This window comes from Burkholderia sp. AcTa6-5, assembly GCF_017815075.1.
GTDB classification, from domain to species: Bacteria; Pseudomonadota; Gammaproteobacteria; order Burkholderiales; family Burkholderiaceae; genus Burkholderia; species Burkholderia sola.
The window spans coordinates 17252-32584 of the sequence record NZ_JAGIQE010000011.1; the positions used below are offsets into that span (position 1 = coordinate 17252).

Sequence of the window (15333 nt, forward strand, 5' to 3'; positions counted from 1 at the left end):
GCATCGGTCTCGCGCGGGCCCGGCACACGCCTCTCCCCTTTGCAACCCCGTCGTCCCGCCGCGCATGCGCGCGGCATCGACGCATGCGTGGCACGCCGACATGCATCCGGCTGCAACTGCAAACGTTTGCACACCCTCGTTTCGTTACTGTAACGGGCTAAAACAAGGGATCTGCGGCCATCAGCATCAACTATTGAAACAATCGCAGCGCAGCAATTGTCAACTGTTTCATAAACAGGAACAGTTGCTGATGTGCTTGATCTATATGGACTTTTTGGCGCTGTTACCTTTTCGAGACACTTTATTTTTTGAGCTTTCTTGCGTGTATGGCACTGAGCTATTCTCCAATCCGCAACAAATAACGATGAATCACTTGCGTGGAGAAACTCAACGATGAAGAAACTTGCTCTCTCGACCCTCTCGCTCGCCCTGCTGGGCGCCGCTGGTGCTGCTCAGGCTCAGTCGAGCGTGACGCTGTACGGCGTGATCGACACGTCGATCACCTATGTTCACGGTAACGACGGTCAAGGTAACAATTCGTGGTCGATGGGTAGCGGCAACCTGCAAGGCGCCCGCTTCGGCCTGAAGGGTTCGGAAGACCTCGGCGGCGGCCTGAAGGCGATCTTCCAGTTGGAAAACGGCTTCAACTCGGCAACGGGTGCACTGGGCCAAGGCCAGCGCATGTTCGGCCGCCAGGCTTTCGTCGGCCTGCAAAGCGACCAGTACGGTACGCTGACGCTGGGTCGCCAGTACGACCCGCTCGTCGACCTGGTTCAGGCAGTCACGGCTGACAACTACTTCGGCAGCGTGTTCGCCACGCCGGGCGACGTCGACAACAACGACAACAGCCTGCGCGTCAGCAACGCGATCAAGTACACGTCGCCGGTCTGGGCTGGCCTGCAAGTCGAAGCGATGTACGCACTCGGCGGCGTCGCCGGCGCAACCGGCAAGGGTCAGACGTGGGCGGCAGCCGCAGCCTACAACAACGGCCCGGTCGGCCTGGCTGCAGGTTACTTCCACGCGAACAACTCGGCTCCCCTGAGCGCCGCTGGCGTGCGCACCGGCTGGGCCGGCACGTCGGACGCGATCTTCGACGGTTCGGGCAGCTTCATCAACAACGCCTACTCGTCGGCATCGTCGATCGGTATCGCGCAAGTCGCTGGCCAGTATGCATTCGGCCCGGTGACGGTCGGTGCCGGCTACAGCAACGCGCAATACAAGGCTGATGCGAACTCGGGCTTCGGCACGAACCAGAAGTACAACACGGGCCGCGCATTCGTCACGTACCAGGCATCGGCACCGCTGCTGCTCGGCCTCGGCTACATCTACACGAAGGGTAGTGGCCAGACCGACGCCAAGTACCATCAGGTTTCGCTCGGCGCGGACTACTCGCTGTCGAAGCGCACCGACGTGTACCTGGTTGGCGCATACCAGCACGCAAGCGGCCACAACGCCGACGGCACCGATGCGCAAGCGTCGATCGGCTCGTACGGCATCGCTGGCAAGAGCTCGCAGGAAATCGTCGCACTCGGCCTGCGTCACAAGTTCTAAAAACGAAGTATCCGGCGTGCATGGCGTCTCCGACGCCTTGCCGCCGACCTGGAAAGCCAGCCCCGGCTTCGGCCGCGGCTGGCTTTTTTTCGTCCATCTCCGGCAGGCGGAGCCGACATCGCCCGCAGGGCCGCCTCGCCCCGAGCCGGGACCCGACACAGGTCGGCGCGCCGGCAACGGCGCCTGACGGCTGCAATGCACCCGCAACCCCGTTTCCGATGGCCGGAGAGGTCGCCGTTTCTCCGTTGAGCGCCTATCATCCGCACAGCCGGCGCCGACCGGGTTAACCGACGCAGGATTTGTTTGCGCCGCGTGTCGATTTCGGCGGGCGTCGTCCGTCGTATCGATGGCGGCATACGGTTGCCCCGCACCCATGCAGACAGGAGACTCGTCATGACGATTCAGAAGATCACGCCTTTCCTCTGGTATTCGACGGAAGCCGAAGAAGCCGCGGCCTTCTATGCCGGCATCTTTCCGGATTCGCGCATCGTGCGCGTCACGGCCGTGCCCGGCACCGACGGCACGCGGATGGTCGAATTCGAGCTGTTCGGGCAGCCATTCTTTGCGATGAGCCACCCGCGCACGGAGGCGTTCAACCACTCGATCTCGCTGCTCGTCAGCTGCGCGGACCAGGCGGAACTCGACCGCTACTGGAGCGCCCTGCTCGACAACGGCGGCACGGCCGACGGCTGCGGCTGGCTGAGGGATCGCTACGGCGTGTCATGGCAGATCGTTCCGGAAGCGCTCATCCCGATGATGGCCGACCGCGACACGGTCAAGGCGGGCCGCGTGGCCGCCGCGATGATGCAGATGACGAAGTTCGACGACGCCGCGCTGAAGGCCGCCTTTGCGGGCACCGCGGGCTGACGACAGGCGGCCGGCTGCGGATGCGCGATGCCGCGCCGGATCGCCGTCTGCACGCACCCGGCTCGACGGGTCGCGCATGCACCCGGCTCGAACGGGTTCGCTATCCGTGGCAGGCGGGCCGTAAGCCGTTGACGTGCTTCGTTGGTGGCCGCTGCTACGCCGACAGCATCGACTCGATCCTGCGCTGCGCGTAGCCGATGAATTCGGCCAGCGGCTCGCCCGACAGAATCGCCGCGCCCGCCTCGCCATCGACATAGGCAGCACGCGCAGCCGCAACAACGGGCCGGTGCGCGTCCGGCAAACGCGCCAGCACCCACGTCGCGGCGACGTCCTTCGGTGCGATCCCGCCGGTCGCGGCGCTGTACCAGATGCGCGCGAGCGCGAGCACGATGTTGCACTCGTCGCCACGCCAGTCGGGTTCGGCCTTCCACTGCGCAACGGTCGCGAGCAGCGCGGCGACGAAGTCGCGCACCGGCACCGGCTCGAACAATACGTTCGCGGGCGACCCGACCAGCGCGACACTGTGCTGTCGCGCCTTCGTCAACAGGATGGCCAGATCGTGATCGATCAGCGGCGGCTCGACGATGCCGGCTTCCAGATCGCCGCGCAGCCACTCGCCGAACTGCAACTCGCGTCGCGCGGGATGACGCCACGGCACCACGTCGCCGTGCGCGATGACGGTGACCTCCAGCGCACGCATGCCGCTGCTGCAACCCGGCGGCGCAGACACGCCGAGCAGGTCCGACATCAGCGCGCGCCGCAGCGCTTCGTCCGGGCGTACCGCTACCGTCACCAGCAAATCGATGTCGCTGCGCGGTTTCAGGCCGCCGTCGAGCGCCGATCCGAACAGGTGGATCGCGTGCAGAGTCGCGCCGAGATGCCGTTCGATCGCGACGCGTGCGGCGGCGAGCTGTGCGGCGATCTCATGCGGAATGAAGTCGGTCACGACGGCAAACCTGACGACGCGCGCCCAATGGAACGCGAAGAAACGACACCCGGGCAGCGCCACTGCGAGCGTCGACTTCCCCGATCGCGATTCGCCGACGATGCCGAGCGTTTCGCCCTGCCGCAGCGACACCGACACGCGTCGCGCGAACGAAGCTCGCCGCTCGGCGATGGGGATGCAGATGCGCGACATACGATCCGCCGCGCGTCATGTGCCGGGCAACCGGTGATCGCCATGCCGCCTGTTCGCCGCCGCGCGCGTTGCGCGGCCCAATAAAAATCCCCGCACGCTTTCGCGTACGGGGATCTCGGGACATCGCAACGGCTGCCGACATGCATTCGGCAGTCGTTGCGCGGCATTACGCTGCCGCGTCCTTCAGCTTCTTCAGCGCACGTGCCTTCACGCGCACGCTGGCCGGCTTCGCCGGGAACCAACGCTCTTCGCCCGTGAACGGATCCTTGCCGAAGCGCTTCTTCTTCGCCGGCACGACTTGTGCCGTGATCTTCAGCAGGCCCGGCAGCGTGAACTCGCCCGCGCCCTTCTTGTGAACCGAGCCCAGCACGACGTTCTCGAGTGCGACGAGCACTGCCTTGACCGCCTTCACTTCGACAGCTGCGCGCTCAGCGATGTGCGTTGCGAGCGATGCCTTCGTGAACTTGTCCTTCAGCGGCGTCGGAGCAGCCGGTGCTGCCTTTGCGACAGCCTTCTTGGCCACTACTTTCTTCGCGGGCGCAGCCTTTTTGGCAGCCACTTTCTTGGTGGCCGGTGCGGCAGCCTTCTTGGCCACCTTTTTTGCGGAAGTCGCCATGTTTCTCCTACCAGGTGTGGTCGTTGGATACACGAAGCGTGCAACGCGCGCGCTTCAACGCCGGATTCTACAAGCGCCTTGACGCTTCGTGCAGTACTTTTATGCGTTTTCGCGGGGTTTCCCGCAGGTTTTGTTGCGCGCGACCGACTTCATCGACGCCCGAGCGTGAAAAAACACCTTCACGTATGGGCCCGAACGCGAATTACGTTCGATATTTGCGCACCTATACTGGGCGTGCTCAATGCCCGGATGCCTCCATGCGCGAAGTCAGATACGTCAAAGGACTCGACGGCCTGCGAGCCCTCGCCGTCATCCTCGTTTTCCTGTCCCACAAGGGCCATGTCCTTGCCGTCGACGTCGGCAAGCTTGGCGTGTGGACGTTTTTCCTCATCAGCGGATTCCTGATCGTCGGCGAGCTGCATCGCAACCGCCAGGCGGTCGAGCGCAGCGCCATGACGCGTCGCCACGCGCTCGCGCTGTTCCTCGCGAAGCGCGCGCTGCGGATCTTCCCCGTCTACTACCTGCTGCTCGCCGCGCTCGCGATCGCGCACGCGCTGTTCTACCAGCGCGGCGTCAACCTCGGGCTCGCATGGCACGCGGTGTTCCTGTCGAATTACTGGATCGGCGTCGTCAAGGACGGCTGGCCGGGCTCCACGTCGCACTTCTGGAGCCTCGCCGTTGAACAGCAGTTCTATCTGATCGCCCCGCTCGCGCTGCTCGCGGTGCCCGCCGCGCGACACGTCGCGCTCGGCATCGCGGCCGTCGCGCTGTGCGCGCTCGCGCATCTCGCGCTCTACCTGTCCGACGCGTCGCCGGTGCTGATCTACGCGTTTTCCCCGTGGAATTTCGCGTTGATCGCGCTCGGCGGCGTCGGCGCGATGGCGCTCGCCGATCGCGGCGCGGCCGCCGCGCGCCGCGTGCCGCCCGGCTGGCTCGGCGCGGCCGGCGTCGTCTTCTTCCTCGTGCTGCCCGCCTGCACGGCATTGCCCGATGCGGTCGCGGGGCTCGCGGATCTCGGCCTGTCGGTGTCGCTCGGCGCGCTGATGCTGTGGATCGTCAGCGCGCCCGAGCATCCCGTCGTCGCGCTGCTCGACTGGGCGCCGCTCGCGTATCTCGGCACGATCAGCTACGGCTTCTACCTGTTCCACAACCTGATTCCGGCGCGCTTCGGCGCGCTGCCCGCGTCGTTCGCGCACGTGCCGATGCCGGAAATCGTCCGCGACGCGCTGCCGGAAATGCTGCAATTCGCGCTCGCCGTGCTGCTTGCGCACCTGTCCTGGCGTTATCTCGAAAAACGGCTGCTCGACTTCAAGAAGCCGATCGCCGCGATGCTGGCCCGACACTTCGCCGCGCAACCGAGCACGTCGCCGCGCTGAGCGGTGGGCGGCGGCAACGGATCGGAATGCGTCGATACCGGTGACGCCCGGCGGCCGGCGGCCAGCTGCTTGACAGCCGATGCCGCGTCATCGCGCGACACCCCAGCGCGCGTCGTGCAACCCGCGCAACCCATCCACCGATCCGGTCACGCGACGAATGCGTCGGCACCGGTTTCACGCGCGACGTCCCATCTCATCGGCCTACTCCTCGCGTCGCGGGCCACCAACCTCCGCCCGTCCGAGGTGCGGCATCCAGACGTCACGCACCACGCTCGTGCGCCCGCCAAAAACAAAAAAGCCCCGGCGCGCGAGCGGCCGGGGCCAACGGAACAACCACCACCTGAAACGACGGAGCGCGCGGCCGCTTAAGCGACGGCAGCCAGCGCGGGCAAGCAGGTACGCAGGTACGCCTCGAATTCGCGACTCACTTCCGGATGCTGGAGCGCGAGCTCGACAGTGGCCTTCAGATAACCGATCTTGCTGCCGCAGTCGAAACGCGTGCCGTAGTAGCGATACGCGAGCACCTGTTCGTTCGCGAGCAGCGACTGGACGGCGTCGGTGAGCTGCAGTTCGCCGCCCGCACCCGGCTTGAGCTTGCGCAGATGATCGAAGATCGTCGGCATGAACACGTAGCGGCCGACCACGCCGAGGTTCGACGGCGCATCCTCGGGCGCCGGCTTCTCGATGATGCCCGACAGCTTGATGATGTCCTCTTCCCACTCCCGGCCTTCGACGACGCCATACGAGCGACTGTCTTCGCGCGGGATCGTCTCCACGCCGATCACCGAGCTGTGATAGTGGTCGAACACGTCGACGAGCTGCTTGAGCACCGGCTGTTCGCCGTGCAGCAGGTCGTCGGCGAGGATCACCGCGAACGGCTCGCCGTGCACGAGCTTCTCCGCGCACAGCACCGCATGGCCGAGGCCGAGCGCTTCCGGCTGGCGCACGTAGAAGCAGTTGACGTGGCTCGGCTTGATGCCGCGCACGAGCTCGAGCAGCTTTTCCTTGCCGCGCGCCTCGAGCTCGGCCTCGATCTCGTACGACTTGTCGAAATGATCCTCGATCGCGCGCTTGCTGCGCCCGGTGACGAAGATCATCTCGGTGATACCGGCGTTGATCGCTTCCTCGACCGCGTACTGGATCAGCGGCTTGTCGACGACGGGCAACATTTCCTTCGGGCTCGCCTTCGTTGCCGGGAGGAACCGCGTGCCGAGACCGGCAACGGGAAACACGGCCCTGGTGACTTTCAACATGTTCGCATCCTGATAGCGTTGACTGCGCCGCGTCGACCTGCGACCCGGCGCGATTGTGTTCCGAACGGCATATCGAGAATCGACGGTACTGCCAATTCCGCTCCGCTCATTTTCGATATGAACTGATTGCCCGATTATTCCGGAAAAAATATAATCGCTTCAACCCGGTCGATATTGCCGAACCGATTGCCGGAGCAGAAACAAATTACCGATTTTCCGGATACAAATTCTTACGATTCGAATTCCTCGATATAGGGCACGCCGCCCCGCTCGAGGCCCGGGCGGATCGGTTCGTTCTTCAGCGCCTCGCGGTACGCCGACAGCACGGCCATGACCAGCAGTACTGCAGCGCTCGCGATCCAATGCATGTCCATCTTGCCGCTCCTTGCATCAATCAACTGGAGCTTCAAACTATCAGAAAAAAATCGGCAAATAATTCGTGCCCGTCGCGGAACCGCTTTCAGGCAGCGATAAACCCATGATGCGGAATACCGATATTTCCGGACGAGATTTTTTTATTCATTGACCGAATTCTTGCGCATTACGATTGGATGAACTTCCCGTCCATCCGTCGCAAGGAATCGAATCGCATGCAAGCTTTCAGCGGATCGTCTCTGGCCGCGCCGCCCGTCGCCGACCACAAGGAACACGTGATCGACGCGATGCGCGGCTTCGCGGCGCTGCTCGTCGCCTATTTCCACTGCCGCCAGGTCGTCTGGGTCGGCATGCAGAGCTTCCATCAGGCTTACGGTCATGCACTCAGCCCGGGCGCGATCGCCGGCTACCTGACCTTCCCGTTCGCGTGGGGCTCGGCCGGCGTCCCGATCTTCTTCGTGATCAGCGGCTACTGCATCCACCGCAACGCGGCGCTCAAGCTCGCGGCCAATCCCGCGTACCGGCTCGACGCGCCGAACTTCTGGGTGCGCCGCTTCGCGCGCATCTACCCGGTGCTGCTCGCCGCGCTGCTGTTCACGCTCGCGCTCGATGCGGTCAGTCTGCAGATCGAGCCCGTCAGCCACAAGATCCGCGACGTCGGCCTCGTCGCGTTCCTCGTGAACCTGTTCTCGCTGCAGGGCGTCGCCGGCTACACGTACGGGTCGAACGGCGCGCTGTGGACGCTGTCGCTCGAAGTGCAGTTCTACGCGATCTACCCGCTGCTGTTCGCGCTGCGCCGGCGCATCGGCATGCCGGCCGTCGTCGCCGCGGTGGCGCTCGTCAACGTCGCGTCGGCGTGGCTGCTCGAACGGCACGACCTGCAGTTCTTCACGTCGTACTGGCTGTCCTGGACGATCGGCGCATGGATCGCCGACGTGCGCGCGCAGCAGTCGCGCGGCACGGCCGTCGTGCCGTCGCGCGCGTGGTACGTCGCGGCCGCCGTGCTGCTGGCCGCCGGCTGCGGCGCATTCCATTTCGGCCAGTACGGCGCGTTCCAGCTGTGGTCGGCCGGCTTCGCATGCTTCCTGTACCGCGCGCTCGCCCGGCCGCCGCGCACGACGCCGCCGCTGCGCGTGCTGAGCTGGTTCGGCGACTTCAGCTACTCGCTGTACCTGATCCACCTGCCGCTGTTCGTCTGCCTCGGCTCGGTGCTGTTCCACTCCGAATTGCAGCTGTCGATCTGGCCGTCGTTCGCGTTCATGGCCGTCGCGATTCCGGTCGCGTACCTGTTCTACCGGATGTTCGAACGCCCGGCGATGATGTGGTCGGCCAGTTTCAAGCCGACCCGCACCGCCCGCGTCGTCGCGTCGACGCCCGAACAGGCCGCCTGACGCGAGCCGGCCGGCTCGATCGGCCGTCCGGTCCGGAGCCCTCGCGCGGCGTGTCGCTGCGCGAGGGCTTTTTCATGGCCGGCACGCGGTTGCAGGCCGGGTCGACAAGGAATGAGTGGTCTGCCGCCCTTCGACCGCGCTACGGCCCCCGCGGGCCCCTTGTGCGCGGTTGCCGAAGCACGAGCGCGACGGTGTCGACTGCTCGCTTCACGTTCCCGACGGCCCAATCCTGTTCCAGACGACGCTCGGCTACGCTCGCGCCCGACTCGGACCCGGGGCGCAAACCAGCTCACCCGTCGCAGCCACACGCCCCGCTCGCTGAAAAACGAAGCCCCCGCACAGCGCAACGCCGCATGGGGGCCCGTTTTCCGCCATTTTCCGCCCTTTCCCGCCGGCTCGCGCCGGCTGCTACTTCTTCGCGCTCGCCGCCTTCGCAGCCTTCGCCGTATCCGCGAGGATCTTCTCGACCCGCTCCACGTAGGTTTCGGTCCCGAACCGGCGCACCGCGGTCGCCCGCCCGCTCGCGACGAGCCGCTCGCGCAGCGCGCGGTCGCGCTTGAGCGCCGCCAGCGCATCGGCCAGCGCGGCCGCGTTGCCCGGCTCGCAGAGCAGCCCGTTGTCGCCGTCCTCGATGATCTCGACGACACCGCCCGCGCGCGCCGCGACGACCGGCCGGCGCGCGAGCATCCCCTCGACGATCACGCGCCCGAACGGCTCCGGCGTGATCGACGTGTGCGCGACGACGTCGACGGCCGTCATGCACGCGGCCACGTCGCGCTGGAAGCCGAGGAAATGCACGCGCTCGTCCATCGCATGCTGCGCGACGTATTCGTGCAGTTGCGCCGCATAGTCGTCCTCGCCGAACAGCGGCGCGCCGACCAGCACCACGTGCATGTCCGGATGCCGCGCGGCGGCCTCCAGCAGCACGTGCTGCCCCTTCCAGCGCGCGAGACGGCTGAACGAGCCGACCAGCCACGCGTCGGCGGGCAACCCGAGGCGCGCGCGCAGCGCGGCCTGGCTCACGCCTTCCAGCGCGTCGAACGGTTCGGCCGAAATCCCGTTGAACACGACGTCGACGTGCTGCGGCGTGAAGCCGGTCAGCGCGCGGAACGCCTGCGCGGATGCGTCGGAGTTCGCGATCACGCGCGTGATGCCGAACCGCGCGCAGTACTTGATCGCCTGCAACTGCTTGCCGCCGAAATGGTCGGTGCTGACGATGTCGCGCAAATGCCAGACCACCGGCTTGCGCGCGAGCCGCCCGGCGAGCGCGGCGACCACCATCGCGCGCTGCGTGTTCGCGTAGATCACCTCCGCCCGGCGCGCGCGGCGGGCGACGTCGCGCACCAGCCGCACGAGCTGCTTCACCGCGCCGAACGACACGCCGCCCTGCTTGCGCACGCCCGCGAGCGCGCCCTGCTCGACCACGTCGACGCGCGCGCCGATCTCGTCGAGCGCCGCGCGGAACGGGCCGTCGTCGAACAGCAGCACGTCGGCGTTGGCGCGCATGTGCTTCATGATCTCGAGCAGCGACAGCTCGGCGCCGCCGAGCACGCCGCTCTGGTCGAGCACGAGCGTCGCCGGGCCGCGGGCGACCGGCAGCGGGGCCGCCGTGCCGCGCTGCGCGGTCGAGCCGGGCAGCGCTTGCTCCACGTAGTCGAGGAAGCGCCGCCGGAACGTGTCGGCGGAAAACCGCTCCGCGTTCGCGCGGCACGCGTCAGGCGTGAAGCGCTGCGGCGCGCGCTCGAAATCGTCGACGGCCGCGACGATCGCGTGCGGCGTCTGTTCGTCGAAGAAAAGGCCGGTCGGGTTCAGGTTCGACTGCGGGTCGAGCACGGTCTCGAGCGCGCCGCCCTTGCCGTACGCGATGACCGGCGTGCCGCACGCCTGCGCCTCGACGACCGAGATCCCGAAATCCTCCTCGGCCGCGAACACGAACGCCTTCGCGCGCCGCATCCGGTCGTGCAGCACCGCGAACGGCTGATAGCCCATGATCTCGACGTTTGGGCCTGCCTTCGCGCGAATCTTCTGCATCTCGGGGCCGTCGCCGATCACGACGAGCTTGCGCCCGGGCGTCTTCGAGAAGGCTTCGACGATCAGGTCGATCTTCTTGTACGGCACCATCCGCGACGCGGTCAGGTAGAAATCCTCCTTCACCGCGTTGAGCGAGAACGCGTCGACGTCGACCGGCGGAAAGATCACCGCCGCGTCGCGGTGGTAGACCTTCTTGATGCGCCGCGCGATGAACGCGGAATTCGCGACGAAGCCGTCCACCGCGTTCGCGGTGCGCGTATCCCAGTTGCGGATGTAATGAAGAATCATCCGCGCGAGCAGCGATTTCGGCCCGTGCGTGAGGTTCGACTGTTCCAGATACTGGTGCTGCAGGTCCCACGCATAGCGGATCGGCGAATGCACGTAGCTGATGTGCACCTGGTCCGGCCCGGTCAGCACGCCCTTCGCGACCGCGTGACTGCTCGAGATCACGAGGTCGTACTCGGACACGTCGAGCTGTTCGATCGCGAGCGGCATCAGCGGCAGGTAGCTGCGGTACTTGGTGCGGGCGAGCGGCAGCTTCTGGATGAACGACGTCGTCACCGGCTTGCCGCGCACGAACGCGCGATCGTCGAGGAAATCGACGAGGCTGAACAGGTCCGCGTCGGGAAAGCACGCGACGATCTGTTCGAGCACGCGCTCGGCGCCCGCATAGGTGACGAGCCAGTCGTGGACGATCGCCACGCGCAGCGCACGCGTCGGCTGCCGCGCGCCGGCCCGTTCGGCCGGGTGCGGCGCGGCGGCGTCGCCGGCATGGACCACGGCGGCATCGGCCGTGGCGAGATTCAGGACGGCGTGTTCCGCCAGATCGCGATTCATGCAGTTCTCCTCGCATTGAGACGGACAAACAGGTCGCGCACGAGTGCACGCAGCCCCGGCGTCATCGTGAGCGACCACGCGACGTTCAGCACCAGCACGACCGCGCACATGCCGATCGACTGGACCAGCCCCGGCCATGCCTGCGCGAGAAACAGGCTCGCCAGCAGGAAGGCGAGATGGGCAAGCATGTCGAGCACGATCGCGCGCATCCGGATCGCCGACAGGTACAACAGCACGCCGTAGTCGACGAGCGCGCGCGCCGCGACGACCACCGCCGCGCCGATCAGCCCGAAGTGATGAATGCCGAACCACAGGCCGCCGACGAAGAACGGCATCTCGACGAGCCCGGCGAATGCCGCGCGGGCCGGATTGACCTGCGACTGGATCAGGATGCGCGTGACGCTCGCCTGGCCGACGAGCCACACGCTGATCACCAGCACGCGGCCGACCGGCGCCGAATGCGCGGCGAGATCGGCGCCGACCCACAGCGTGAGGAACGGCGCGAGCGCGAAGATCGCGACGATGCCGACCGGCGTGAACACGCCGTTCAGGAATTCGAGCGACTGGCGCGCGAGCGTATCCGCATGATCGCGGCCGACCGCCGACAGGCGCGGGAACAGCGTGCGCACCAGCGCGTTCGGCAGCATGTTCAGCCGCGTGACGAGGTTCTGCGGCACCGTGTAGTAGGTGACGAACTTCGCGCCCATGCCGGCGCCGAGCATCACGCGGTCGAGCGTGTCGGCGATCATGCTCGTCGTGCTCGCGATCAGCATCCAGCCGCCGAAGTTGAACAGCCCTTTCGCGGTGCCCCACTGCGGCGGATCGATGCGGCGAATCCCGAGCACCTTGATGCTGGCCTGACCGAGCATCACCGCCGCGATCAGCCGCGCGACGACCGCCGCGGCGAGCACCGTCTGCAGGTTCGGCGCGATCCACCACGCGGCGCCGAGCGGCAGCAACTGGAACAGGAACGTGCCGATCGTCTGGTTCGTGTTGAACACGCCGAATCGTTCGGCGCCGTTGATCGCGCCGGCGAACACCCACGACACGTTCGCGAGCGGAATCGCGAGCGCGAGCCACGGCAGCGCCAGATACACCTCGTGCTGCATCGCGGCCGACACCTTCGTGAAATACGCGGTGTAGACGAACGCGCCGAAATAGATCAGCAGGCCGCCGACGATACCGGTGCCGAGATTCAGCCAGAACGCGCTCCAGAACACGCGCGCGCTTTCGTCGGCGTTGCCGCTCGCGAGCGCCTTCGAGATGTGGTTCTGCGCGGCCATGCTCATCCCGAGATCGAGGATCCCGAAATAGCCGATCAGCGTCCACACGAGGCTGACGACGCCGTAGCGTTCGACGCCGAGCGCGTGGATGTACGCGGGCACCGTCACCAGCGACACGAAGGTCGGCAGGATCAGCCCGATGAAGTTGATCGAAACGTTCTTGAGTATGCCTTTGTCCATGCTTTAGCCCAGGGGCCCGTTACGGTTTCCAGCGGTACATGAGCACCTTGCCGCGCGCGTCTTCCTCGACGAACACCAGGTACTCGCCGTTCTCGCGCCGGAACGCGCTGATGCCGAACGGCACGTCGACCCAGCCCGACGCCTTGCCGACCTCGGCGCCCGGGCTCATCACGCCGACTTCCTTGCCGGTTTCCTTGTCGTACACGTGGATCTTGCCGACCGGCTCCACGGTGAAGAGGTAGCGGCCCTCGACCGTGATCCCGATCAGGTCGAGGATCGGCTTCGCGTCGAGCTGCCACGGCAGCGCGACCTGATAGCGCACCACCGGCGAGCCGCTCGACCATTTGTCGAAACGCACCAGCACGCGGCCGACTTCCTTGTTGATGCCGGGCTGCGGCGGCGCGTCGGCCGTGTAGCCCGTCACGTACAGCGTGTCCGTCTGCGGTTCGTAGATCGCGCGGCGCAGCTGCGTGAACGGCTGCGGCGTCGGGTAGGTCGTGACCTTGTCGTACGAATAGATCGGGTTGCCGGCCTTGTCGACGCCGCCATAGCCGAAGCGATGAATCCCTCGCACGTCGCTCGTGCGCCAGATGTCGCCCTTCGTGTCGACCCACCAGCCCCAGCCGCCCGCCTTTGCCTTGCCCGTCGTGTTGATCTCGGACTCGTCGGCATCGATCCGGCCGTTGCCGTTCGCGTCGCGCCATAGCCAGTCGCCGCCCGGCGGCTTGTTCGGCACCTTGTCGACCGGCCGCGCGCGCCCCGCGATCAGGCCCGACGGAATCGCGACCTCGCCGTCGCGCTTCGCGTCGAAACGGTAGATCTTCAGGTGATCGGCGTACATGTCGGTCAGGTACAGGAACGTGCGGCCGTCGACGCGCCGCGCGATCGGCATGCCCGGATACTGGTCGGTGTGGAACACCGGGTCGTCCGGATACTTGAAGCGGTTCGACAGGAAGCCGACGTATTTCCAGTCCTGGCCCGGCGGCTTCGACAGGTCGAGCTCGAAGCGCTTGTTGCCCGTGTACACGCTGTTCGGCCGCGCGGGGTCCAGCCACGCGCCGTCGACGAACAGCAGCCCCTGCACCTGCCAGCGCAGCTTGCCGTCCGGCGTGTAGCTTTCCAGCACCGCGCCGAGCCCCGCGCCGATCGTGTCGTGGCGCGGCCCGATCCCGTTCATCGACACATAGATGTTGCCCGCGCGGTCGACGCCGACGCCCGTCAGCCCGTTGAAGCGCTGCGGCCCGGGCCGGCCCGGCACCGGGCCCGCGAAGATGCCGCCGCGCTCGCCGAGCGTGCCCGACGGCGCATAGCCCTTGCCGCCTTTCGAGAAGATCAGGATCTGCTGGCGCGGCCCGTTGTCCGCGACGAGCACGCGCCCTTTCGCGTCGACCGCCACGTCCACCGCGTCGGTGCCTTCCGGCAGCGCCGGCGCGTCGTCGAGCTTGCGGCCGTCGGCCCGCACGTGCACGAGATGCGCGGGGCCGCCGAGCGTATCGGTCAGCAGCCACAGCGTGCCGTCGCCCGCCAACGCGATGCGGCCCGGCTCGTGCGCGCTCCACGTGCCCTTCTGCTGCATCGTTTCCGCGTCGTAGACATCCACCACGTCGCGCGACGGATTGGTCGCGAACAGCGTCTTGTCGTCGGCCGCGAGGCCGCCCACTTCCGCCTTCGCCTCACCGACTTCCGAGCGCGCGGGCGCCGACACCTCGTTCATCATCATGAAGCTCGCGGCCATCCGCGCGCGGCCGGTATCGGCGCGCCCGCCCGGCGCGACCTGCGGCGCCGCGCGAAACGGCGCGGGCTGCTTCATGTCGCCGATCGTGCGCCGCGAGATGCCGAACCATTGCTTGCCCTTGTCCGGCCAGATGCCGGGCGACTGCAGATGGCCGCGCTCGTTGCCGACGCCGATCGCGACATACGCGTACTTGCTGTTCACCGCGATCGCGCTGCCGCCGAGGTTGCCCCAGCCGTGCGTGCCGCCCGCGAAGCCGAGCATCTTCCCGTCCTGGTAGACGCTCGCCTCGGCGCCGCTCTCGTCCCACGGCGCATTCGTATACACCTTGCCCTCCGGCGTCACCGCGATCGCGCGAATATCGATCTGCGTCCACGTGCCGTCGCCATAGCCGAACGTGTTGCCGATCCACGACGTCGTCGCGGGCAACACCGTTTCGGCCGGCACGGCGCTCGTCAGCAGTGCCGCGCATACCGTCATGCCAACCAGAATCAGACGTCGCAATGCGCTTCTCCAGACTCGATGCAACAGCGACCGGCGCCGCCTCGGATCGCCCGCGGCGGCGCGCTGTCGCTAAATGGGTTTCAAACGTCGCGATGCAGGTTACAAGCAAAAATAATCACAAGAAATTTGGAAATATTTGGGGATGTTTCTGCCTGAAATATCGAACCGGAACAGCGAGTAAATGACCACGGAAAACGGC

11 protein-coding genes and 1 pseudogene are annotated in these 15333 nt (G+C 66.5%); 4 read left to right on the forward strand and 8 right to left on the reverse strand.

The features are described from left to right. Nucleotides 1–393 precede the first annotated feature (393 nt). A complete protein-coding gene (locus J8I33_RS16395) occupies nt 394–1551 on the forward strand; it encodes a porin (RefSeq protein WP_050011258.1) in 1158 nt (385 codons plus the stop codon). A 393-nt stretch (nt 1552–1944) separates the two neighbouring features. Then, entirely contained in the window at nt 1945–2418 is a 474-nt protein-coding gene (locus tag J8I33_RS16400) for a VOC family protein (protein ID WP_089489175.1), read from the forward strand. 154 nt (nt 2419–2572) lie between these two features. Here the strand turns inward: J8I33_RS16400 and J8I33_RS16405 are convergent, their stop codons facing one another. The 3 genes and pseudogenes from J8I33_RS16405 to J8I33_RS16415 form a co-directional block, all read right to left on the reverse strand. Next, nucleotides 2573–3364 (reverse strand): AadA family aminoglycoside 3''-O-nucleotidyltransferase, encoded by a 792-nt coding sequence (locus J8I33_RS16405; protein WP_209938312.1) that lies wholly within the window; start codon nt 3362–3364, stop codon nt 2573–2575. 42 nt (nt 3365–3406) lie between these two features. Next, nucleotides 3407–3502, reverse strand: a pseudogene (locus J8I33_RS34860) (ATP-binding cassette domain-containing protein); the annotation flags it as partial. Between the two features lie 220 nt (nt 3503–3722). Next, nucleotides 3723–4172 carry an HU family DNA-binding protein gene (locus J8I33_RS16415; RefSeq protein WP_011548077.1) on the reverse strand — a complete coding sequence of 150 codons (450 nt, stop codon included), beginning with the start codon at nt 4170–4172 and terminating at the stop codon, nt 3723–3725. Nucleotides 4173–4429: 257 nt separating this feature from the next. Between J8I33_RS16415 and J8I33_RS16420 the strand changes: the two genes are divergently transcribed. Then, a complete protein-coding gene (locus J8I33_RS16420) occupies nt 4430–5548 on the forward strand; it encodes an acyltransferase (protein WP_209927288.1) in 1119 nt (372 codons plus the stop codon). A 365-nt stretch (nt 5549–5913) separates the two neighbouring features. Here the strand turns inward: J8I33_RS16420 and galU are convergent, their stop codons facing one another. Both galU and J8I33_RS16430 read right to left on the reverse strand, forming a co-directional pair. Continuing rightward, on the reverse strand, nt 5914–6801 hold the full coding sequence (gene galU, locus J8I33_RS16425; RefSeq protein ID WP_027782643.1) for a UTP--glucose-1-phosphate uridylyltransferase GalU: 888 nt from the start codon (nt 6799–6801) through the stop codon (nt 5914–5916). 230 nt (nt 6802–7031) lie between these two features. Beyond that, on the reverse strand, nt 7032–7175 hold the full coding sequence (locus J8I33_RS16430; RefSeq protein WP_006479318.1) for a hypothetical protein: 144 nt from the start codon (nt 7173–7175) through the stop codon (nt 7032–7034). A 216-nt stretch (nt 7176–7391) separates the two neighbouring features. On the opposite strand from J8I33_RS16430, the gene J8I33_RS16435 reads away from it, so the two are divergent. Then, nucleotides 7392–8567 (forward strand): acyltransferase, encoded by a 1176-nt coding sequence (locus J8I33_RS16435; protein ID WP_209938148.1) that lies wholly within the window; start codon nt 7392–7394, stop codon nt 8565–8567. A 408-nt stretch (nt 8568–8975) separates the two neighbouring features. Here the strand turns inward: J8I33_RS16435 and J8I33_RS16440 are convergent, their stop codons facing one another. Genes J8I33_RS16440 through J8I33_RS16450 form a run of 3 tightly spaced genes read right to left on the reverse strand, consistent with a single transcriptional unit; the run spans nt 8976 to nt 15134 of the window. Next, a complete protein-coding gene (locus J8I33_RS16440) occupies nt 8976–11435 on the reverse strand; it encodes a glycosyltransferase family 4 protein (RefSeq protein ID WP_209938150.1) in 2460 nt (819 codons plus the stop codon). After that, nucleotides 11432–12898: a flippase gene (locus J8I33_RS16445; RefSeq protein ID WP_050011262.1), complete on the reverse strand. Its 1467-nt coding sequence runs from the start codon at nt 12896–12898 to the stop codon at nt 11432–11434. Before J8I33_RS16445 ends, J8I33_RS16440 begins: the two co-directional genes overlap by 4 nt. 19 nt (nt 12899–12917) lie before the next feature. Beyond that, nucleotides 12918–15134 carry a hypothetical protein gene (locus J8I33_RS16450; RefSeq protein ID WP_209938157.1) on the reverse strand — a complete coding sequence of 739 codons (2217 nt, stop codon included), beginning with the start codon at nt 15132–15134 and terminating at the stop codon, nt 12918–12920. Nucleotides 15135–15333 lie beyond the last annotated feature (199 nt).

What these genes read in the sequence shown, in the direction of transcription:
- J8I33_RS16395 (WP_050011258.1), top strand. Translation starts at nt 394, where the DNA reads ATGAAGAAACTTGCTCTCTCGACCCTCTCGCTCGCCCTGCTGGGCGCC.
- J8I33_RS16400 (WP_089489175.1), top strand. Translation starts at nt 1,945, where the DNA reads ATGACGATTCAGAAGATCACGCCTTTCCTCTGGTATTCGACGGAAGCC.
- J8I33_RS16415 (WP_011548077.1), bottom strand. Translation starts at nt 4,172, where the DNA reads ATGGCGACTTCCGCAAAAAAGGTGGCCAAGAAGGCTGCCGCACCGGCC.
- J8I33_RS16420 (WP_209927288.1), top strand. Translation starts at nt 4,430, where the DNA reads ATGCGCGAAGTCAGATACGTCAAAGGACTCGACGGCCTGCGAGCCCTC.
- galU (WP_027782643.1), bottom strand. Translation starts at nt 6,801, where the DNA reads ATGTTGAAAGTCACCAGGGCCGTGTTTCCCGTTGCCGGTCTCGGCACG.
- J8I33_RS16430 (WP_006479318.1), bottom strand. Translation starts at nt 7,175, where the DNA reads ATGGACATGCATTGGATCGCGAGCGCTGCAGTACTGCTGGTCATGGCC.
- J8I33_RS16435 (WP_209938148.1), top strand. Translation starts at nt 7,392, where the DNA reads ATGCAAGCTTTCAGCGGATCGTCTCTGGCCGCGCCGCCCGTCGCCGAC.
- J8I33_RS16440 (WP_209938150.1), bottom strand. Translation starts at nt 11,435, where the DNA reads ATGAATCGCGATCTGGCGGAACACGCCGTCCTGAATCTCGCCACGGCC.
- J8I33_RS16445 (WP_050011262.1), bottom strand. Translation starts at nt 12,898, where the DNA reads ATGGACAAAGGCATACTCAAGAACGTTTCGATCAACTTCATCGGGCTG.